Origin of the sequence: Pseudomonas sp. GM17, from assembly GCF_000282175.2 — a bacterium.
GTDB classification, from domain to species: domain Bacteria; phylum Pseudomonadota; class Gammaproteobacteria; order Pseudomonadales; family Pseudomonadaceae; genus Aquipseudomonas; species Aquipseudomonas chlororaphis.
The window spans coordinates 4,835,032-4,857,282 of record NZ_CP124732.1; the positions used below are offsets into that span (position 1 = coordinate 4,835,032).

Below are 22,251 nucleotides of genomic sequence, written 5' to 3' on the forward strand. Positions count from 1 at the left end.
CTCCTGTGGTTGCTCCCGCGGGGTCAGGTCAGTGAAGGCACCAGCACCGCCTGGGCGGCCTGACGGTTTTGCGGCAGGTGCTCACGCGCCCCGCCGGTGTCGGCGAAGGCCGCCATGGCCCCGCTCAGCTTGGCCAGGCTGGGCCCTTCGGCCTCCGTCACCGAGACGATGTCGTTCGCCGTCGGCACGGCCTGGCGCTCGCGCGAGGACAGCTCGAACAACCCGTCCTTGGCCGATCCCGCCTGGGCAAAGCCCTTCACCAGATGATCGACACTGATCACCGATGAGTCGCCTTGCAGCTCGATCTGCAGATGCCGGTGCGCCGCGGCCTCACTGCCCAACACCTGGCGCAGCACCAGGGCCGTGCCAGAGCCGGCGTCGGTCAGCAGCACGTCCTCGCCCCGACGGCTGACGAGGATGTTCTTGCCATCGGCCACCGGCAGGATCAGGCGGTCCAGGGCCTGGCCCGGGTCATCGTTGTCGATCACCACCGTGCGGTAATGCGCCCACATCGCCGGGCTGAAGCGATAGGTGTCGTTGGCACCGCCGCCATGCAGCACCACGCTGTCGACCCCGGCGATCAGCGGCGGCGCCAGATCGTCCTGACGACCGCCACCGCCCTGCAGCAGCGACGAGCCGATACGCTCGACATTGGCGTAGCGACCGAGCTTCTGCGCAGCCCCTTCCTTGACCTTGTACAGCGCCTGATCCGTCGGGCTGTAGACGTAGGCCGAGCGCTGCGATTCGGCGGCCACCCCGACAAAACGCAGGTCGCTCGCGGCGGGAATGCCCGTGCTGGCGAACATCCGCCCGCTGGCGACATCGAACCAGCCCTGGCTCTCGGCGCCTTGCAAGGTCAGCACGCCTTTGGCTCGCCACTGGCCAGCCACTTGCGCCAGCGCCTGGGACAGATTGCCCAGGTGTTGCTGCTGCCAGCCCTTGTCGAGCGCCACCAGCTGCACATCGCCGTTATTGGCGCGCAGCAGGATCTCGCCCTGCACCGTCGTCAACCGCAGCCCGGCATCCACCTGGACCGCCGAACGCAGTTGCACCTCGGGCATCGGCAGCGTGGCGGCGGGCAATTGCGCCGAGGCCTCAAGCACCTCGTCGCCGCCGAACGCAGCGGCCAACGCCTCGGACGTCAGCGGTGCCTGGAGGTAAAGCTTGCCGCTCTCGGGCTCGAACAGCCGCGCGCTGGAGCTGGCGCTGTCGAAGCCGAGAAATTGCAGCGGCTTGCCTTGCAGCGAGGACGCCGCCACGATCACCTGGCCGTTGTGGTACCACACCGGCAGCGCACTCTTGCCGTCGGCGGCCTTGGCCCCGAATACCGCCAGGGTGGCGTTGCTGCCGTTGACACTGGCCAGGTCCTGCCACCAGGTGCTGCGACCCTTGAGCCAGTGCTCGTTGACCGCTTCATAGCTCAGGCGCCCTGTCGCCTCGATCCGCGCGACCAGCCCGTCCTCGGTCACGGCCACCAGATGGCCGTTGAGTTCGAGCACATTGGCCAGGGCCGGCGTGGCCAGGCGCAAGGCGCTCGGCTGGCTACCGTCAAGGACCTTCTGCCCCGGCCCTTCCTGGCGGAACAGCACCTTCTGCTTCTGGCTGTAGAAGAAAAACACCTCCTGGCCAGCCGGCTGCGGCATGCTGCCGGCGAACACCAGGTCCGCCGGAATCGGCCAGGCGCTCTGGGGCTTGCCCTGGGCATCCAGCGGCGGCTGCTGACCCGCCGGGGGCGCCAGGTTCGGCTTGATCACCGTGCCGTCGCTGGTGCGCACCCAGTAGCGGTGCGCGACTTTCGCGTTATCCAGGCCAAACACCGTCACCAGCGCCGCGGCGCTCGGCTCCATCATCGGCGCGCCCAGGCTGTACACCGGGGTGGCCCGCGGCGTGGCCTGGCTCTGGTAGCCCTGGAGCAGGGCCTTGAGCGCATCGCCATGCTGGTCGGTGCGGGCCGACAGTTGCAGCAATGCGTCATCGCCGACCACCCCGACCAGCTCCATCCGGTCACCGATGATGCGGAAGTTCAGCTCGGCCTCGCGCTCCTTGAGCTGATAACGACGGGCCAGGTAGACCGCCTCGCCCTCTTGCCAGAACCGGCTGATCCGGCCCGCGCTCTGGTTGAACGACGGGGCGAACTGCGCGTCGACCTTGCCGGTGGCAATCTCGACCCGCCACGCCGCGGAGTTCTCGGCGTCGACGAAGTAGGCATGCTCGCCGATGACCGCCCCCAACTGGGCGTTCCTGGCCTGTTCCACCTGGGTGTCGGTGAACAGCATGCGGTCCTTGGCGACGTCGTAGAACGCCCGGCCGACATTGCGCCCTTCATGGCTGTAGTTATCGACGACCACATACTGGCCGTGCAGCTGATGGGCCTTGGCCAGCTCGCTCAGGTGCTGTTCGATACGCTGGCCAGGCAGCTGCCATTTGCTCGCGTCTTCCTCCACCACTCGGGCGCTCATGCCGGCGAAATCGACTTCGCGCACCTCGCCCTTGGCGTTGACCACCAGCACCTGGCCGTTATGCGCCGGGTCGAGCTTGACCACCACGCCGCCGACCACCAGCTGGTCCTTGGACACGCTGATGCTCTCGCTCGCCAGCTGGCTGCTGTCGATGATCCAGCGCGACGGCGTGCCGGACTCGCTGGACAGATCGACCCGAGTGCCTTCATTGAGGCCGACCAGATAACGCCCGCCCGCGCCCTTGATCTGGTAGTTCAGATAGCCGTGCAGTTCCTTGGGCAGCTCGGGTATCACCAGTTGCCGGTCGCGCGAGTCGAGCAGCACCTCGATCGGGGTCTCGACGTATTCCTGGCGAATCCGTCGGATCGTCTCCTCGCTCGGGAAGATGTAGAAGTCGTAGTCGAAGCGCCGGTCCTCCTCGAGCCGGCGGATCACGTCGAAGCCGGTGTCATGCCGGGTGGTGGACCCCGGCAGGATCATGTACTCGTAGCTGATGTAGGACTTGGGCGTGCCCGGCAGGATCACCGCCGTGCTGTCACCATGCTCCAGCGTGCGCGTGGCGTCCTTGTAGCCGATGCCGCTGCGCACCTCGATTGCTTGGCCACGGTCGTGGATCATCCGCGGGAAATCCCCGGCCCAGAAGAAGTAGTTGATCGCCCCGGAACCGGTGGAGCCGTGGTGGGTGCGGTAAATGTACTGGCTGTCGAAACCGATCTGGTTGTTGCGCAGGTCCAGGCGCTTGACCACCGCGCCGGCCAGCGGCACCAGCACTTTCTTGTCCGCGTCATAACGGTAGCCGTTGCCTTTGTAGGCCTTGTCGACCGTATCGAAATAGCGCCCGACCGCCTTGGCGTCTTCGGCCACCGCGCCAAAGGCCTGGGCCAGCGCGGTGAAGCCCACTGCCAGGCCGCCGAGGATCACCCCTGCGCCGCCGAGCACCGCGGCCGCCGTCGAGGCGCCGAGCAGCCCGGCGCCGACCCCGGCCGCGCCGGTGACGAAGCTGGCCGAATCGAAGGCCAGCTGGGTGCCGAACACCGCCTTCTGCACGTCGTTCTCGGCATGGGCCAGTTCATAGGCATCCAGGCCGACCATGGCCCCGCCAAACAGCACGCCCGCGCCTTCGTTGACGGTGTGGCCCAGGGTCGAGGCAAAGTCCTTGAGCGAGGTTTGGGCGGCCATGGCTTCGCCGCGCAACGCGGTCTGTACCAGTTCGGTGACCTTGACCACGTCCTGCAAAGTGCCATGGCCGATCTGCGCCAGGCCCAGGTAGCTGTGGATCTTCAGCGCGGTGGCCAGGTCCGGCGAAACCGTACCCTGGGCCTCATCGCTACGACTCTTTCTGGCAAACCACTGGATCAGCGTCTGTACCGCGAAGCCGGCATTCAGGCCGTCCACCGGCGATGCTTCGCTAACACCGGCACGGGGCCGTATCTGGCCATGCTCCAGGGTGAAGTGTTCGTTGAACACCCGCATGTGCTCATCGACGAAACGCCGGAACTCAACGAAGGTGCCGTCCCGGGTGTCCAGCCAGCGCGGCTGCAGCTCCGGTTGGTCACGGTTGATGAACTGGACCCGGTAGCCACCGTCCTTCAGCTCCTCGGTGTTGGCAATGATCGGTATCCATTGGCTGCCCAACTGATGTTCCCGGGCCAGCCGGGTGCTGGCGACTTCGAAGCGCGCGCCCCACTGCTCGGCGTCGAAGGTGGTCAACGCCGCCCCCAGGCGCAGGTCTTCGCTGACGCGCTGCCGGGCGTCTACTGCCTGCTCGACCTGGCGGCGCTGGCCGATGACCCCGGCCAGTTCTTCGGGCCGTGACAGATCGGCCACATTCAGCCCGTTGCCCACCGGCACCTCGGCCATCTTGCCGGTGTCGATCTCGATCAGGTTGAAGGCCGGCAGCGACTTTGTGCCGAGCGAGCCATAGTGCGCGGCCAGGTTGCGCGTCACCAGGTGCTGCTGCATGGCCTTGGACAAGCCCTTGGTGGAGTCGAAGGCGAAGATCCCCACGTTCGGGTCATAGAAGTAGTAGCGACGGCCTTCGGCGGTCTGCGTGCTGCCCACCATCATCGAGTGGTTCTGGGTATTGAGGGCGAACATCGAGGTGCCGCTGCCGGCGGCCAGCCGCGACACCACCTCGGCCAGCTTGAACTGTCCCAGTTCCTTCGACGCCTGGACCGCTTCGACATTGGAATGCAGGCGGATCAGGCTGTTCTTGAGCAGCGTCGAGCTGCCGGCCTGAGGGTCGGCGGAGGCCAGGAACAGCTTCTGTACCAGGCTGTTGACGCCCGCCTCGCCACCGCTGGCCAGGGCCACGGCCATCGCCCGGACCAGGGGGTAGCAACGGCCGCCGGAGCGGTCGCCCACCAGCGACAGGTAGAAGTCCTGCGGCGCCAGCCGGTCGAAGACACTGCCGGCCTTGTGGAAGTCTTCACTGAACACCGCGGTCTGGCGCAGCACCTTGTCGATGTACTCGGCCTGGGCGGTTTCCGTGATGCGCCCGCTCAGGGCGCCACGCTCGCGGGGCGTGAGGGTGCCGTCGAGAAACAGCTGCTTCATCTTCAGGGCCGACATCCGGTCGTCCACCCCGGGAATCTTGATCTCGCGAAAATCCCGCAAGCCGTCGCTGAACGCCGTGCCCCGCGCGCCGCGCTGATAGGCCTCGGCAATCGCATAACGCTCGCCGACGCTGCTGGCGCGCTCCTCGCCTGCGCCCTGGATCGCCGTATCGTCGGTGCGCACCACCGCGGCGCTACCGTCCTTGGCCTTGATCTGCTGCCAGAGCCAGGTCTTTTCCACCGAGCCGGCTTCGCGCAACACCGGGTCGTACTGCGCCCGGTAGTAGTCCTGGGTGAGGTTGAGCTGCTTGATCTGCTGGTCGATCAGGCCCTTGTCGCTGGCCCCGCGCCGGTCTTGCTGGAGTTGGTAGCGCTTGTCGGCCAACTGTTGGATATCGGCGTTGATCTTGGCCTGGACCGCTTCGCGCAGCTGGTTCCAGGCGGCGATCGCCGGATGCTCGGGAGAAAAGGCGCCATCGCGGTAGACACCGTCGGCCACCCCGTCGACCGACACCCCGAACTGGGTCGCGACTTTCTTCAGGTTCTGGTGCACCTGCTCGCGGTAGGCGGCGAACTCGGCCCGGTTGCGTTCCACCACCTGAGGGTCGGCGTTCTGGATCTGCAGGGGTTGCGCGCCGTCGCGCAGCTTCGGCCAGACCATCTGGCCGTCGCGCTGGTACTCCTGGCGCTGGAACACCAGCTGCCACTGGCCGTCGACGTACTGCATGTAGGCCGCGGCCAGGCCCTCGGCGGTGCCGGCGACCTGATAGTCCTTGTAGTCGACCGCCATCACCACGTTGTCGTACAGCAGCGAGCTGTTGACCCGGCCGTCGTGGTAGACCCGGAAGGTATTGGCGTCCAGGCTGGTCACCACCAGCGAGCAGCCCGACAAGGTGCCGGTGAAGAGGAAGCTGCCCGCGGCCGCGTGCTTGGGAATGTCCACATAGGCCGGCGCGGCATTGGCCTGGTTCGGGCCGTTGTAGCCGAGAAAATACGCCGGCACGCTGTCGACGCCGCTGCCGGCAATGTCATTGGCGCTGTGCTCGGTGTATTCGAGCTCGTACAGGTTCGGCGCGACCTTGACCAACTGCACGTTGCCCTGGGCCGGCAGGCGTCCCGACTTGACCAGCGCCTCGGCACTCAGGGTATGGGTCTTGGCGAACTGCACAGGGTCGGCGGCGAACTGACGAATGTCGGCGCTGCCCTGGCGCGGTTCGAACCCGGCGCCCAGGGACGCCAGCCCGGTCTTGAGTTGCAGGTCCTTGGCCGCCTGCTCCAGCAGCGCGTCGTTGTCGCGACTCAGCCAGACCGACGCGGCGAAGGCCTGCTCCCAGAGCACCTTGTTCAGGTTGTTGCCCTTGATATCGCGCAGGCTGGCGCGGCTGTGTTCCGGCATCAGCACCCCGGCCGGGGTGATGTGGTTGCGTTCGAGCAAGCGGGTCAGCTGCTGCGTGAAGGCCGCGCGTTCGCGGCTGCCTTCGAACAGGCGGCTGGCCTTGATGCCACCATCGCGCAGCTGCTCCAGCTTGTCGAAAAACGCCGCGTTGTATTGATACAGGGCGTCGGTCTGCGCCTTGCTCAGGTGGCTGCTGCTGACCTTGTCGCCGTCGACGGTCATCAGCGCAAAAGGCGTCGCAGCGCGGTACTCGCCGCCCTGAGGCATTTCCAGCAGGTACTGGCGCTCGGCAAGGCCCACCGAGCCTTCGAGCTCGTGGATATTGACGAAGACCCCGTCACGGTCGGGGTGGTAGCTGTTCTGGCGAAAACCCTCCAGGCCAATGGTCTGGAAGCTGGCGATGTCCGCGTTCTGGTTGATCAGCTCGCTCAAGGCGCCGGCCAGGGGCACTTCGCGGGTGACGGTGGTGCTGGGCGACTGGCCGGAAACCTGGATGCCGACCTGGTTCGGCACCTTGCGATCGACGCTGGTCAACAGCAGCTTGTGGCCGTTGCCCAGCACCTGGGCCTTGAAGCCTTCGCGCAAGGAGCTTTCCGACACCAGGTGATTGGTGAAGTACTGTTCGACAAAGGACGTCTTGACCAGCACCGAGCGAATCGGCGCGTGGGTCGGCGAGCGGAAGGACGGCGGCTCGTTCTTCAGCCGGTACTGTTGCTGCCAGGCCAGGGAGCGGGCCGCGGTGCCGAAGGAGAAGTTCAGCACCCCGTCGGTGGGCACCACCAGCCTGCCGTTCTCCAGGAAGAAGTCCTTGAAACGCCCATCGGTGCTGGCATTGACCAGCGCCACGTTCATGCGGATATAGCCGGGGCGCTCTTCCATCATCAGCAGGGAAATGTTCACCGGCAGATCGTCGGAGGCCCGGGGCGCCTTGGCCAGCGCGCCGAGGCTCGCGGCCTGCTGCTCGGGCGCGGCCTTGAGCAAGGTGTGGTAGCGGGCGCTGACGTCCTTGTAGGCCTGCAGCTCGGAGAACAGTCTCACGTAGGCCTGGCTGAAGGTGGAGTCGGCCACCTGGATGGTCAACTGCTGCTCCAGGCGCTTGATCCGCCCGTCGAGCTTGTCCTGCTTGGCCAGCGCATCGGCCTTCAGGCCCTTGATGTCCAACTGCTTGGCGCCACCGGGGCTGAGCATGCCCAGGGCCTTGTTCCAGGTGCTGTCATAGTGGGTGATCGCCGTCTGCTGGCGGCTGTACAGCTGGATGTCGCGGTCCAGTTGCAGCTTGTAGGCGCTGGTGGCCGGGGTGTCGGGAATGGCGTTCATCTGTTTGCGGCGTTGTTGCAGGGTCTGCAACTGGTCGCCGACCGAGACCGGATTGTCCTGCATCTGATAGTGCTGGGCGGCCAGCACGCTCAGGGTGCTCTGCTGCATTTCCAGCAGGCGCTCGCCGACCTGGGCGATGTACGCGGCGCGCTCGTCGGCGCTCATGTTGAACCATTCGGTTTGCCTGCCTGCCGCCTTGACCTGTTGATCGATCAGGGTATTGAGCAGGCGCGTGAAGTCCTTGGACATGGAAGCCATTGCAGTGATCCTTTGTCTGTTTTGAGCGAAGCCCTTCGTGTCGCGAAAGGCTGCCTGTCGCTATGAATATCCGGGATGGGGAGACATGCCTGGTTCGTGCGTACTCCTGCCGTCAGTGGGTTCAATCCTTCATCTGCAAGGCCCACTGCCGGGCATACAGCCCGTCCAGGGCGAGCAGTTGTTCGTGGGTGCCCTGTTCGAGCACCCGGCCCTGATCGATGACCAGGATCCGGTCGGCGTGGCGCAGGGTATTGAGCCGGTGGGCCACGCTGATCACCGTGCGGCCCTGGGCGATGCCTTGCAGGTTGGCCATCACCGCCGCTTCCGACTCGTAGTCCAGGGCGCTGGTGGCTTCGTCCAGGAGCAGGATCCCGGGGTTGCTCAGCAGCGCCCGGGCCAGGGCGATGCGCTGGCGCTGGCCGCCGGAAAGCTGGCCGCCGCGCTCGCCGACCTGGGTCTCGTAGCCCTGGGCCAGGGCTTCGATAAAGGCCGCCGCTCCCGCCAGGCTGGCCGCATGCTGCACTTCGGCATCGCTGGCCTGGGGCCGGCACAGGCGGATGTTCTCGGCCACGCTGCCGGCGAACAGCACGCTTTCCTGCAGCACCACGCTCATGTTGCGGCGCAGGGCCACCGGGTCGGCGATGGCCAGGTCGATGCCGTCCACCAGCACCCGGCCGTGCTGGGGCACATAGAGGCGCTGCAACAGGCGGGTCAGGGTCGATTTGCCGGAGCCGGAAGGCCCGGTGATGCCGACGAATTCCCCCGGCCGGATCTCCAGGTCGAGGCTGCGCAGGACCTCCTGGCCGTCCTCCTCATAGCGAAAGCGCACGCCCTGGAAACTCACCCCGCCCTGCAACGCCGGCACCGAAGCCAGGCCGCCGCTGCCGCTTTCGCACTCGGTGTCGAGAATGTCGCCCAGGCGCCGCAGGGAAATCAGGGTGTGCTGGAAGTCCTGCCAGACCTGGGCCAGGCGCAGGATCGGCTCCACCACATGGCCGGCCAGCATGTTGAAGGCCACCAGCTGGCCGGGGCTCAACTGGCCGTCCAGCACCAGCATCACCCCCCACCACAGCAACAGCGCCGCGGTGAGTTTCTGGATCACGCCGATGCCCTGGCCGGCCCAGATGCCGACGATGCGGGTGTAGAACGCCGCGCGCACATAGGCCGCCAGCTGGCGTTGCCACTGCTGCTGGAAGCCGCTTTCGATGGCCCCGGTCTTGATGGTCTCGATGCCGGTCACGGCCTCGGTGAGAAAGGCCGTGTTGGCCGCGTTCAACTCGTATTCGCGCAAGGCCCGGCTGCGCAGCAAGGGCCCCACGCACAGCCAGAACAGGAAGTACAAGGCCAGGGAGCCGACCACCACCCAGGTCAGCAGTGGCGCGTAGGCATACATCACGGCGATGAACAGCCCGCAGAAGGCCAGGTCCAGCACCAGGGTCAGGGCCGAGCCGGTGAGGAACTGGCGGATCTGCTGCATCTCGCCGACCCGGGCGATGATCTCGCCGGTCTGCCGCCCCTGGAAATAGCCCAGCGGCAGCTGGATCAGGTGCTGGTACAGGCGCGCGGACAACTCGGCGTTGATCCTGCTCGCCACGTTGCTGAACAGCCAGGAACGCAGCAGGCCGAACAAGGGCTCGAACAGCGCCAGGGCCAGCATGGCGATGCCCAGCACCTGCAGGCTGGACAGGCCGCGGCTGACCAGGACCCGGTCGATAATGTTCTCGAACAGCAGCGGCGTGACCAGCGCCACCAGTTGCAGCATCAGCGACACCAGCAGCACGCTGCGAAACTGCCGCGCGTGCTTGAGGATCGACGGCAGGAACCAGCCGATGCCGAAACCGCGCGCCCTGGGTTCTACATGCCGCTCGGCCAGCAGCAGCACCTGGCCCTGCCAGAGCGCTGCCAGTTCCTCACGTGACAAGCTCTGGCACTGCCCCTGCAACGGCCAGAACAGCCGCACCTGGTCGCCGTCCACCGCGTCCAGCACCGCCCAGCCCTGGGAGGTTTCCAGCAGGGCCGGCAACGGCAGGTGCTGCAAACGCTGCACCTGACTTTGCAGCGCCCGCGCCCGCAGGCCGATCCAGCCGGCGCAGCGGCGCAAGTCGAGGCTGTCGGCCAGGCCCTCGACCCGCCCCAGGCGGTGGTTCAGTTGCGCCACGCTGATGCTCAGGTCAAACCGTCGGGCGGCCCAGGCCAGTGCATGCAGGCCGGTATCGAGGATAGTCGGCGACTGTTCGGCCGCGGGATTGAAGGCTGTGGTCATGCTCAACGCTCCCGCAACGCTTCGGACTGATACTCGCGAATCGGGCTCAGCAGATAATTGATCACCCGCCGCTCGCCCGTGCGGATCTCGCCGGTCACGCTCATCCCGGCCTGCAAGGGCATCCACTCCTGCCCCGCGGCGATCGCGGCGCGCTCCAGGCGGATCCGGGTCGGAAATACCAGGCCCAGCTGTTCGTCCTTGATGGCGTCGCCGGAGACATGCTCGACCGTGCCACGCAAGGTGCCGTAGCGGGTGTAGGGAAAGGCGTCGACCTTGATCTCCACCGGCTGCCCGGCCCTGACGAAACCGACGTCCTTGTTCAGCACCATGACCTCGGCATCCAGCTCGGCGCCCTCGGGCACGATCACCAGCAGTTGCTGCGCCGGCTGCACCGCGCCGCCCAGGGTATGCACCGCCAGTTGCTGGACCACCCCGTCCACCGGCGCCAGCAGGGTTTGCAGGCGCTGCCGGTCGCGACCGCGGATCAGTTGCTGTTCGAGCACGGCGACATCCTGGTGGCTGCGGTTGAGCAGGTCGTGCTGTTCGCGCTGGGTCCTGGCCAGGAAGCTGTCGCGCTGCTCCCGGCGGTTCTGCGCCTGGGCCTTGAGCACCTGCAGCTCGGCATGTTGCTGGGCCAGGGAACGTTCGACCTCCAGTTGCTCCTTTTCCTGTTCGAGCAATTCGACCCGGGGCATCAGTTGTTCGGCCGCCATCGCCCGCCGTGCATCGAGGCGCCGGCGGACGTTGCTGGCCAGCTTGCCCAGGGCGGCGATCTCGCTGTTGCGGGCCCGCTGGCTGGCCTGGTTAATGGCGATCTCGGCATTGAGGCTGTCGAGGTTGGCGCGGATCTCCTTCCAGGTGCTCGCCAACTGTTCCCGCGCCGCCGCGAGCTGTTCCGCGTCCAGGCCGTCAGGCGCCTGGTAGCTGCCCAGCGGGTCCGTGGTCAGCAGCGCGCGGGCCCGGGCCAGCTCCAGGCGCTTGAACGCCAGTTGCGCGCGCAACTCGCTCAACTCGGCGTCGATGCCGATCGGGTTCAGCGCCACCAGCACGTCGCCGGCCTTGACCCGCTGCCCGTCCCGCACATGGATGGCCCGCACTTCGCCGGCCTCATGGGCCTGGATCACCTTGGTGTAGCTGGAGACCATCAGGCGCCCGGCGGCGCTGGCATGAATGTCGAGGAAACCGAGGATTGCCCAGCCCAGGGCCAGCAGGATCGACAGGATCAACAGCAGTGCCGTGCCGCGGGCCCAGGGCGCGGGCGGGCGCTCGACGATCTCCAGGTAACCGGGCTGGAACTCGTATTCGTCGCGGCTGCGCCCCCGCAGCGCCGGCACCTCGCGCATCTGCTGCCAGGCGCGTCGCAAATGGGTCAATGCGCCGCGCATTATTGGGCCTCCTTGCGCAGCGCCTGTTGCAGCGCCCATAAGCGCGCATAACAACCGCCGTTGGCCAGCAGTTGCTGATGGCTGCCCGACTCGCTGATACGCCCCTGTTCCAGGGCGATGATGCGTTGGCAATGGCGGACCGCGGACAGCCGGTGGGCGATGATGATCACCGTGCGGCCCTCGGCGATGCGCACCATGTTGTCCTGGATCAGCGCCTGGGATTCGTCGTCCAGGGCGCTGGTGGCTTCGTCGAAAATCAGGATCCGCGGATCGCCCATCAGCGCGCGGGCAATGGCGATGCGTTGCCGCTGGCCTCCGGACAGGGAACTGCCGGCTTCGGCCAGCACCGTGTCGTAGCCCAGCGGCAGGCGCAGGATGAAATCGTGGGCGCCGGCCAGGCGCGCCGCGGCGATCACGCTTTCCAGGGACGCCGTGGGATGACGCAGGGCGATGTTGTGCCGCACACTGCGGTTGAACAGGTAGTTTTCCTGTAGCACCACGCCGATCTGGCTGCGCAACCAGGCCGGTTGCAGCTGTTGCAGCGGCATGCCGTCAATGAGGATGCACCCGGCATCGGGGGTATAGAGTTTTTGCAGCAGGCGGGTCAGCGTGCTCTTGCCCGACCCGGACGGCCCGACGATGCCCAGGGTCTGGCCGGCGGCGATGTGCAGGTCCAGGCCGCGCAGCACCAGCTCCAGTTCCGGGCGGTAGCGGAACGTCACTTGCTCGATGCGCACCTCGCCGCGCAGGGCCTGCGCCGGGCGTTGGTCGCCCTCGGCCTGCTCCACCGGCAGGTTGAGCATGTCGCCCAGCTTGTCCACCGACACCCGCACCCGGACGAACTGTTGCCAGACCTCGATCAGCTTGGCCAGGGGCTGGCTGACGTGGGACAGCATCATATTGAAGGCGATCAGTTGGCCAATGGTCATCTGCAGGTCGATGACCTTGCTCGCGCCCCAGCAGATCACCGCCACCGCCGTGACTTTCTGCAACAGCGTGACCATCTGGCTGATCGCGCTGCCGAGGGTCTGGCTGGCAAAACCGGCCTCGACCATCTCCGCCGTCTGCGCCTCCCAGCGCCGCTGCATGCGCGGCTCCACCGCCAGGCTCTTGATGGTTTCGCTGCTGCTCACGGTCTCATTGAGAAAGGCCGTGTTGCGCGCGGCGCTGTAGAACTGCCGCTCGATGCGCTTCTCCAGCGGGCCGCTGCTGGCCCAGGCCAGCAGCACATACAGCGGCAGGGTCAGCAGCACCAGCAGCGTCAGCGGCCAGGAGATCCAGGCCATGACCGCAAAAAACACCAGGGTGAAGGCCACATCCACGCACAGGGTCAGCAAGGAGCCGGTGAGGAACTCGCGGATGCTGTCCAGCTCCTGGACCCGGGTGATGATCGCGCCTACCTGGCGCTGCTTGAAGTACAGCAACGGCAGGCCGAGCAGATGGCGGAACAGCTTGACCCCCAGGCCGATATCGATGCGATTGGCGGTGTGCGCCGAAAGGTATTCGCGCAGGCCCTTGAGCAGTACCTCGAACAGGCCGACCACCACCAGGGTCATCACCAGCACGTCGAGGGTCGACAGCGCCCGGTGCACCATGACCTTGTCCATCACCGCCTGGAAGAACAACGGGGTCGCCAGGGCCAGCACTTGCAGCAGCAGCGAGCACAGCAGCACTTCGCCGAGTATCCGCCGGTGGCGCAGCAGCTCCGGAACGAACCAGGACAGATCGAAGCGCAGGCCGCCCTGGCGCAGGCGAATCACCTCGCCGCTCCACTCTTCGGCCAACTGCACACGGTCGAGCACATCCGGGGTGTGGGCCGCAGGTCGCTGGATCAGCGCCTGCGCGTCGGACAGCCGGGCCAGCAGGATGAACGCGCCGCTGCGGTCGCGCCAGACCAGGGGCAGCATCTTCGGGGTCAGCCGGGCCAGCGCCAGACGCTCCAGGCGCAGGTCGGCACCGGCGTCCCGGGCGTAGTCCTTGAGCGCCCGGCGCAGGTTGTGTTCGGTTCCCGGGTCGGCGGCCTGTGGCGCACGCTCCTGGGTCAGTTGCAGCAGCAGTTGGCAACAGGCCAGGGCCGAGTGGACGGCCGCCGTGGCGGAAAGCTCCGCCATGGCCGGGCATTCGACCAGGGCTGGCTGCGGGGGTATTGCGGGATTGACTGACATAGACCGCTCGTTTCAAGACCCGCGCTGCAAGAACGAGGGTGCATGGAGATACGAAACCAGTCTGCGGCAGCTACCCGGCAATGATAATCAGCCACGGGGTTGAAAGCTTTTAAGTAAAACTTAATCAGCCGGAGCCTGGCCTTGGCTCGGGTCATGTTCCAGGCCAAAAAAAGCCGGACTCGCGTCCGGCTTTCTGTCAGCTCATGGCTCAGGCGGCATCCTGCCGGTGCAGCAGCACCCGGGTCACTCGCCGCTCTTCCACCGTCACCACCTGCAGCGTCCAGCCCTGCCATTGCAGTCGGTCGCCAATCACCGGCAAGCGGTCCAGCAGGCTCATCACCAGCCCGGCCAGGGTCTGGTAGTCCTCGGTCGGCTCGGCGTCGAAACCGGTGCGCTGGCGGATCTGCGCCAGGTTCAAGGCGCCGCTGACCATGAAACCGCCCTGCTCTTCGACAATGTCCGGGCCTTCGATTTCGCTGGCGTCGGGCAGCTCGCCAGCGATGGATTCGAGGATGTCGGTCATGCTCAGCACGCCGACGAAATCGCCGAATTCGTTGATCACGAACGCAATGTGGGTGGAGGCCTTGCGCATCTGCTCCAGGGCGTTGAGGATCGAGAAGCTGTCCAGCAGGTTGATCGCCGTGCGCGCCAGGTGTTCCAGGTTCGGCTCGTTGCCGGCCAGGTATTCCTTGAGCAACTCCTTCTTGTGCACGAAGCCCAGCGGCTCTTCCACCGCGCCGTCGCGAATCAGCGGCAGGCGCGAGTAGGACGAATGCATCAGCCTGTTGCGGATGGCTTCGGCATCGTCGGCCAGGTCGATGTAGTCGACGTCGGCACGCACCGTCATCAAGGTGCGGATCGGTCGCTCGGCCAGTTGCAGCACGCCGCTGATCATCACCCGCTCGCGACGGTCGAACAGCTCGGTGCTCGGCGCTTGGCCATTGTCCAGCAGGTCGGCGATCTCTTCGCCCACCTCCTCCACCGCCAACTGGCGACCGCCGAGCAGGCGCATCACCGCGTGGGCCGTGCGCTCGCGCATCGGCCGCAGGCCCTGCATGGATTTCTTGCGGCGAGCACGGGCGATCTGGTTGAACAGCTCGATCAGGATCGAGAAACCGATGGCCGCGTACAGGTAGCCTTTCGGAATGTGGAAACCCAGGCCTTCGGCGGTCAGGGCAAAACCGATCATCATCAAGAAGCCCAGGCACAGCATGATCACCGTCGGGTGGGCGTTGACGAAGCGGGTCAGCGGTTTGCTGGCGACGATCATCAGGCCGATGGAAATGATCACTGCGATCATCATCACCGCCAGTTCGTCGACCATGCCCACGGCGGTGATCACCGCGTCCAGGGAGAACACCGCATCGAGCACCACGATCTGCGCAACGATCGGCCAGAACAGCGCGTAAGCGGCATTGCCGGCGCGCTGGCTGATATGACCTTCCAGGCGCTCATGCAACTCCATGGTGGCCTTGAACAGCAGGAACACACCGCCGAACAGCATGATCAGGTCGCGACCGGAGAAGCTCTTGCCGAACACCTCGAACAGCGGCGCGGTCAGGGTCACCAACCAGGAAATGCTCGCCAGCAGGCCCAGGCGCATGATCAGCGCCAGGGACAGGCCGATGATCCGCGCGCGGTCACGCTGGTGGGGCGGCAACTTGTCCGCGAGGATCGCGATAAACACCAGGTTGTCGATCCCCAGCACCAGCTCCAGCACGATCAGGGTCAACAGGCCAAGCCAGGCCGTGGGGTCCATTATCCATTCCATAAAAACGACTCTATCTCTCCAGTGAATTCAGGCAGCCGGACACGGCAAGGCAAGGCCACAAGGCCTTTGAACGGCGAACGCAGGCCAGCGCCCAACGGTCGCGACGACCGGCGGCGAGCAGCGAAAAACAGCGAGTTCGGGGTAACGTCCGCGCCTTATGACTGGCGAAAGGCACCGTGAGGCGGATCGAGCGGGGAAAGGCTGAGGCGTCCAGGGATAAGGACGACTGGGAGGCTCCGAGAGGGTGTTCATGCAAGTCCTGTGAAGAAAAACGGACTTGAATCCTACAACCCCAAGGGGAATTTCCCATGGGGAAATCATTTCAAAATCTTATCGGGGTGTCTGGCCACAGCCATCGCAGGCAAGCTCGCCCCAGCAAAAGCCAGCCTGCCCGTGCGACTCAATAGCGTCCGGGCAACAGCCCGAGTTCCACCAATTTGATATCGGTGTCACCCACCACCTGCACATGCTGGACGTTCTTCTCGTCCATGATGCCGGGGCAGGCAACGACAATAGCGCCCTTCGATTGAGTGGGACGCAGCTCGGCGACTTCCGGAAAATCGGCCGCCGATAGAGGGTACGGGCAATAACCGATCCAGCCGATGGTCTGCCGATCCTGGAACACCCGCTGCTTGCGAAAGTACTCGTTGGGAGCGACCACGCCCCAATAGATTTCCGGCCAGAGATCGACCACTGCGTTCATCAACTCGACAATGCCCTGTCGAGGATCCCGCAAGCAACGGACCAGTGTCCCGGCTTCGGAAAACTCGATGCCCGCGGGCAACGAACCGCCGCTTCGTGCGTGATAGGTGATCGAAAGCCCGCCCTTGAGCGGGTCGGGTATCCCGTTCCACAACACAAAACTCATGTCGTTGACGTCGAAGTCCGAGTCTTTCCAGGAGGCTGTTTCACGCCGCAAGTTGCTCGGATCGAGGAGCACATTGTGCGTCAGGCCGTCATCCTTGCCTTCGGCGCACAAGAACCAGTTCTTGAGAATGGGGTCGATCTCGCCTATCGCCTTGAGAAAGGCCAGGCTCCTGTCGATTTGTTCCTGCTCGGTAACCTGGGCAATCTTCTGCTTATCAAAGCTCAGCTTGAAATTGAAACGCTTGAATGTGTCCATGAGCACTCCGTACGGTCTCAAGTCATCTTGCGTAGGCGCAAGAAACACCGATAGAACGCCGCATCGCGGGCATCATTCACCTACCCCCGCAATGGGCTTCTGACCTGCTCGATATACCGCGCCACCGCCGGGGCCTTTTCGAAGCGGCGGTGGATCAGCGACAGCCAGGACGCAGCCGTGCTGCCCTGGATCGGCCGGTACAACACATTGGGCAGCCCCACGTGCCCGACCACCGATTCCGGCACCACGGCCACCCCCTGCCCCAGGGAGACCAGGGCCAGCACCGCCACCAGGCCGCCGGGCTGCGGCCCCAGTTTCGGCGCGTAACCGCCCTCGGCGGCGACCTGCAAGGTGCCGCTGATCTGTTCCGGAAGCACGAAGGTCTCGTTGTGCAGATGGGCCGGGGCGATCTCCGGCAAGCGCCCCAGCCACGACTCGGCGGGCAGCGCCAGGACAAAACCTTCGCCATCCAGGCGGACCGCCTCCACCCCTTCGGGCAGGGTCATGGGCGAGCGGATATAACCGATGTCGAACCGCCCCTCGGCCACCAATCCGGGCAATGCCGCCATCGGGCTTTCGCGCACGCTCAGGCTGACGTCCGGGCAGTCCTGGCTGAAGCGCTGCACCTGTTTTTGCAGCAGCCCCGAATACACCGCCGAGGCCACGTATCCCAGCTCGATATGGCCGATTTCGCCACGCCCGGCGCGCTGGGCGTTACGTTGCGCGAACTCGAACTGGCGCACCGTGGCCTCGGCCTCGCGCACCAGGGCCGCGCCGGCCTCGGTCAGGCTGACCTCGCGCTGCTGGCGCACAAACAAGCGGGTGCCCAGGGCCTGTTCCATGTCCTGGATCTGCCGGCTCAGGGTTGGCGGCGCGATGCCCAGCTGTTCGGCGGCGCGGGTGAAATTGCGTTGCCGGGCCACCGCCAGGAAATAGCGGAAATGACGGATTTCCATAAGTGCATTAGCTCAAAGGTAATAAAGTGCTCCAGCTCGCCTAACAGAACGGGCGAAAGCCCGGGATAAGCTGGCCAGACCTTCACAGTAGAGAGCCCACGCCATGCACGTCAAACCACTGTTTCTGGCCATGATCACTTGCTGCAGCGTGCCCACGACTTTCGCCGCCGAGAAAGACGCCGACGTTGCCCAGAAGGCAATCCTCAATTTCGCCACCGCCCAACAACTGCTCAAGGCCGCCCAGGAAACCGCCTCGGCCAAGGGCTGGCCCTGCGCCGTGGCGATCGTCGACGACGGCGGCTGGCCGATCCTCAGCGCGCGCATGGACGGTGCGCCGGTGGTGGCCGGCATCGAACTGGCCCAGGGCAAGGCGCGGACCTCGGCATTGTTCAAGCGCCCTTCCGGCGACCTGGAAAACGCCATCAATGGCGGGCGCCAGGCGGCCATCACCTCGGGCCTGCTGATGATGAAAGGCGCGCAGCCGATCCGCGTCGACGGCCAGGTGATCGGCGCCATCGGCATCAGCGCCGACACCCCGGCCCACGACGATGAAATCGCCCAGGCCGCCCTCGCCGCGCTGGGTCAACGGGTGCAGCCATGAGGCCGGCCAGCCCGCGCCTGACCCTGCTCACCGCTTCCGGGGTGTGCTCGCTGATCGTGCTCGACACCAACATAGTCGCGGTGACCCTGCCGAGCATCGCTCGCGATCTGGGGGCCAACTTCGCCGATATCGAATGGGTGGTCAGCGCCTACATGCTGGCCTTCGCCGCGCTGCTGCTGCCGGCCGGCAGCCTGGCCGACCGCTTCGGACGCAAGCGTACCCTGCTCTGCGGCCTCGGGCTGTTCATCCTCGCCTCCCTCGGCTGTGGCGCCGCGCCCAACGTGCTGTTGCTCGACATCGCCCGGGCGATCAAGGGGGTCGGCGCGGCGCTGCTGCTGACCTCGGCCCTGGCCACCATCGGCCACACCTTCCATGACGAGGTCGAACGGGCCAAGGCCTGGGCGTTCTGGGGAGCCTGCATGGGCGTGGCGATGACCGCCGCGCCCACCGTCGGCGGCCTGATCACCGAGTTCATCGGCTGGCGCTGGATCTTCTACCTCAACCTGCCGGTGGGCGGGCTGCTGGTGCTGATGGTGTTGCGCGCGATACCCGAGTCCCGCGACACCCAGGCCGCCCGCCTCGATCCCTGGGGCAGCCTGGCCTTCAGCGCCAGCCTGCTGTGCCTGATCTGGGGCCTGATCGAAGCCAATCGCATCGGCTGGAGCCACCCGCTGACCTACGCCCGACTATTGGGCGGCGTGGCGTTGCTCGGGCTGTTCGTGCTGATCGAGCGGGTGCAGCGCCGGCCCATGGTCGACCTGCAGCTGTTCCGCCATCCGCGCTTCATCGGTGCCCTGCTGGGAATGTTCGCCTACGCCGGCTGCGCCCAGGTGATGATGACCCTGCTGCCCTTCTACCTGCAGAACGGCCTGGGCTTCTCGGCGATCGCCTCGGGGCTGGGCATGCTGCCGTTCGCCCTGACCATGCTGATCTGCCCGCGCATCGGCGTGCGCCTGGCGACGCGTTATGCCCCGGCGACCCTGATGGCCGCCGGCCTGAGCCTGGTCGGTTGCGGCAACCTGCTCGCCGCCTGGGCCGTGCAGGCTGGCGGCTACCTGAGCTTTGCCCTGGCCATCGCGGTGACCGGTGCCGGCGCCGGCCTGCTCAACGGCGACACGCAGAAAAACATCATGGCCTGCGTGCCCCGCGACCGCGCCGGCATGGCCTCGGGCCTGAGCACCACCATGCGCTTCAGCGCCATCATGCTGGCCATCGGCGTGTTCGGCGCCCTGCTCGGCAGCCATACCCAGCAACGCCTGCACGCCAGCCTGGGCGCAAGCGCCGCGCAATGGCTAGACCAGGCCCAGGCCATCGCCTCCCGGGTGGTGGCCGGCGACATGCCCGCAGCCTTGGCATTGCTGCCCGACTCGGCGAAAGAGCTGGTCGAACCGCTGGCCCGCCAGGCCTTCGTCGACGGTTTCGGCGTGGTGCTCGGGGTGGCCGGCTTGCTGGCGCTGCTGGCGGCGGTAACGGTGGGTACGCTGATGCGCAATCCCATCCCGCAGCCGCGGCCTTTGACCCTGAGCGTGGAGTAAGGACATGGCCCGATCAGCGCTCAGGACTTCCCCCCCTTGATCGACGCCATGACCCGCTCGGCGTTCTCGGAACAATCCATGCCTTCCGGACGATCGCGTATGTTGTCGATGATCTCCAGCAGTTGCGCCTTGCTCTGGGCCAGATGCCGCTGCATATCCTCGATCTGCCCGACCTTGCGCTCCAGGCTTTGCAGCAGGGCCTGATGGTCAAGGTCACTCGACTCGCAGCCCGGCAGCAGTTGCTTGAGTTCGTCCAGGCTGAACCCGGCCTGCTGGGCGCACTGGATGATCTCCAGAGTCTGCAGGATCTGCGGAGGGTAACGGCGATAGCCGTTGGCCTGGCGCTGGACCTGGGGCAGCAGGCCCTGGGCTTCGTAAAAACGGATGCGCGATGCCGCCAGCCCGCTGAGTTGTGCCAATTGGCCAATGTTCATTTCGACCTCGATAACCTGCTTGACATTAAAGTTAACTTTAAGCTTAGCCTCAGGCCTCCACTGATGAGGAGTCAAGCATGTCACCCTTTCAAGCCTTGAATTTGCCCAACGGCCAGACGATCGGCAATCGCATCGCCAAGGCGGCGATGGAGGAGAACCTCGCCGACCGCCGGCAGGCACCCTCCGCGGCTTTGATCCGGCTCTACCAGACCTGGGCCGAGGGTGAGGCCGGGCTGATCCTGACCGGCAACGTGATGATCGACCGCCGCGCGATGACCGGCCCCGGCGGCGTGGCCCTGGAAGACCAGCAGCACCTGGAGCAGTTCCGCCAGTGGGCCCGTGCCGGTCGTGCCAAGGGCGCGCAGTTCTGGATGCAGCTCAATCACCCCGGGCGCCAGACCATGGCCAACCTCGGCCAGCAGGCCCTGGCGCCATCGGCGGTGGCCCTGGACATGGGGCAGTTCTCGAAAATGTTCGCCGAACCCAGGCCCATGAGCGAAGAGGACATCGCCGAGATCATCCAGCGCTTCGCCAACAGTGCCTGGCTGGCCGAACAGGCCGGTTTTTCCGGGGTGCAGATCCATGCCGCCCACGGCTACCTGATCAGCCAGTTCCTCTCGCCCCTGACCAATCGCCGCACCGATCAATGGGGCGGCTCGCTGGAGAACCGCGCGCGTCTGCTGGTAGAGGTGATCAAGGCGGTACGGGAGAGGGTTTCGGCCACGTTCTGTGTCTCGGTCAAGCTCAACTCCGCCGACTTCCAGCGCGGCGGCTTCGATGCCGGGGACGCGCACCAGGTCATCGAGATGCTCAACGGCCTGCCGGTGGACCTGCTGGAGCTGTCCGGCGGCAGCTACGAGTCCCCGGCCATGCAGGGCGAGGTGCGCGACGGCCGGACCCTGGCGCGCGAAGCCTACTTCATCGAAATGGCCAGCGAACTGGCGCCCGTGGCGCGGATGCCGGTGATGGTCACCGGCGGCATCCGCCGCCTGCCGGTGGTGCAGCAAGTGCTGGACAGCGGTATCGCGATGGCCGGCATCGCCACCGCCCTGGCCCTCGAGCCAGCCCTGCCCCGGCTCTGGCGCAGCGGCCAGCACAGCCATCCGCAACTGCCGCCGCTACGCTGGAAACGCAAGCCCCTGGCCTCCCTGGCGACCATGGCCATCGTCCGCCTGCAGATGCATCGCCTGAGTCGCGGGCGCGCGCCCAAACCTCAAGTACGCCCTTGGCTGGCGCTGCTGCTCGACCAGTTGAACAGCGCCAGGCGCACGCGCCAGTACCGACAGGAAATGGCCAAGTAAATACGATAATCGTGGGCACCGCCGAACCTGTAGGAGCGCAGCTTGCGCACGATGCAAGCGCTGCGCTGGGTCAGGTGCAGCGCTATCGCGGGCAAGCCTCGCTCCTACGGAAGCTGGGGCTGCGAAGGGTCGTCGATATGCTGGTACTGCGCGTTGAGTTGCTGCGCCAGTTCGCGGGCGCGGCCGAGGCGGATCGGCCCGCGTTCGATATCGACCAACAGGGTCGGGCAACCCAGGCGCGCCAGGGGAGTCAGGCTTTTCAGCCGGCCATCGGTGAGCAGCAGCACCCGCTGCTGCTCGGCCGGGTAACGTTTCTGCCGGGACAGCAGCCACCGCCCTGCCTCGGCCAAGGCCGCCAGCAACGGCGTGCCGCCGCCTGCTCCCAGCCCGTCGAGCCAGTCGCGCAGATCCTTCGAGGCCTTCAGGCCCTGCACCTGCCAGTTCGGCGCGCGGCCGCTGGCGGTCAGCAAGGCCAGGCGCGCGCGCTGCCGGTAGGCATCGTCAAACAGCTGGGCCAGCAGGCCCTTGGCATCGCTCAGCGCCTGATGGCGGCGGGTCGAGGCCGAGGCATCGACGATCACCAGCCACAGCTCATGGGGCGAACGGCTGCGCAGGTGCCACAACAGATCGTCACGCTGGCGGGGCCGGCCGTTGAGCAAGGTGCCCGGCCAGTTGATCGAGCCATGGACGGCCGCGCGCGCGCGGCCTTGCCTGCCCTTGTCCAACCGCCCG

General features: G+C 66.2%; 12 protein-coding genes. 3 read left to right on the forward strand and 9 right to left on the reverse strand.

Going from position 1 to position 22,251, the window contains the following annotated elements:
• Positions 1 to 23: 23 nt before the first annotated feature.
• The 7 genes from PMI20_RS21555 to PMI20_RS21585 form a co-directional block, all read right to left on the reverse strand.
• Positions 24 to 7,985: a TcdA/TcdB pore-forming domain-containing protein gene (locus tag PMI20_RS21555; protein ID WP_007930490.1), complete on the reverse strand. Its 7,962-nt coding sequence runs from the start codon at positions 7,983 to 7,985 to the stop codon at positions 24 to 26.
• A gap of 121 nt (positions 7,986 to 8,106) precedes the next feature.
• A complete protein-coding gene (locus PMI20_RS21560) occupies positions 8,107 to 10,248 on the reverse strand; it encodes a type I secretion system permease/ATPase (RefSeq protein ID WP_007930488.1) in 2,142 nt (713 codons plus the stop codon).
• A gap of 2 nt (positions 10,249 to 10,250) precedes the next feature.
• Positions 10,251 to 11,633 (reverse strand): HlyD family type I secretion periplasmic adaptor subunit, encoded by a 1,383-nt coding sequence (locus tag PMI20_RS21565; RefSeq protein ID WP_007930486.1) that lies wholly within the window; start codon positions 11,631 to 11,633, stop codon positions 10,251 to 10,253.
• On the reverse strand, positions 11,633 to 13,744 hold the full coding sequence (locus PMI20_RS21570) for a type I secretion system permease/ATPase (RefSeq protein ID WP_037035666.1): 2,112 nt from the start codon (positions 13,742 to 13,744) through the stop codon (positions 11,633 to 11,635). Before PMI20_RS21570 ends, PMI20_RS21565 begins: the two co-directional genes overlap by 1 nt.
• A 262-nt stretch (positions 13,745 to 14,006) precedes the next feature.
• Positions 14,007 to 15,569 (reverse strand): TerC family protein, encoded by a 1,563-nt coding sequence (locus tag PMI20_RS21575; RefSeq protein ID WP_007930482.1) that lies wholly within the window; start codon positions 15,567 to 15,569, stop codon positions 14,007 to 14,009.
• A 400-nt stretch (positions 15,570 to 15,969) separates the two neighbouring features.
• Entirely contained in the window at positions 15,970 to 16,692 is a 723-nt protein-coding gene (locus PMI20_RS21580) for an Imm52 family immunity protein (protein WP_007930480.1), read from the reverse strand.
• Between the two features lie 80 nt (positions 16,693 to 16,772).
• Complete coding sequence (locus PMI20_RS21585) at positions 16,773 to 17,648, reverse strand: LysR family transcriptional regulator (protein WP_007930478.1); 876 nt, start codon at positions 17,646 to 17,648, stop codon at positions 16,773 to 16,775.
• 103 nt (positions 17,649 to 17,751) lie between these two features.
• Between PMI20_RS21585 and PMI20_RS21590 the strand changes: the two genes are divergently transcribed.
• Positions 17,752 to 18,249, forward strand: a complete 498-nt coding sequence (locus PMI20_RS21590; protein ID WP_007930475.1) for a GlcG/HbpS family heme-binding protein — start codon at positions 17,752 to 17,754, stop codon at positions 18,247 to 18,249.
• Positions 18,246 to 19,784: an MFS transporter gene (locus tag PMI20_RS21595; RefSeq protein ID WP_007930474.1), complete on the forward strand. Its 1,539-nt coding sequence runs from the start codon at positions 18,246 to 18,248 to the stop codon at positions 19,782 to 19,784. The genes PMI20_RS21590 and PMI20_RS21595 overlap by 4 nt, the downstream gene beginning before the upstream one ends.
• A 20-nt stretch (positions 19,785 to 19,804) precedes the next feature.
• On the opposite strand, the gene PMI20_RS21600 is transcribed toward PMI20_RS21595, so the two are convergent.
• Positions 19,805 to 20,218 carry a MerR family transcriptional regulator gene (locus PMI20_RS21600; RefSeq protein ID WP_007930473.1) on the reverse strand — a complete coding sequence of 138 codons (414 nt, stop codon included), beginning with the start codon at positions 20,216 to 20,218 and terminating at the stop codon, positions 19,805 to 19,807.
• Positions 20,219 to 20,295: 77 nt separating this feature from the next.
• On the opposite strand from PMI20_RS21600, the gene PMI20_RS21605 reads away from it, so the two are divergent.
• Positions 20,296 to 21,519: an NADH:flavin oxidoreductase/NADH oxidase family protein gene (locus tag PMI20_RS21605; protein ID WP_007930472.1), complete on the forward strand. Its 1,224-nt coding sequence runs from the start codon at positions 20,296 to 20,298 to the stop codon at positions 21,517 to 21,519.
• 104 nt (positions 21,520 to 21,623) lie between these two features.
• Here PMI20_RS21605 and PMI20_RS21610 read toward each other — a convergent pair whose 3' ends face one another.
• Entirely contained in the window at positions 21,624 to 22,244 is a 621-nt protein-coding gene (locus tag PMI20_RS21610; protein ID WP_007930469.1) for a vWA domain-containing protein, read from the reverse strand.
• Positions 22,245 to 22,251: the final 7 nt, after the last annotated feature.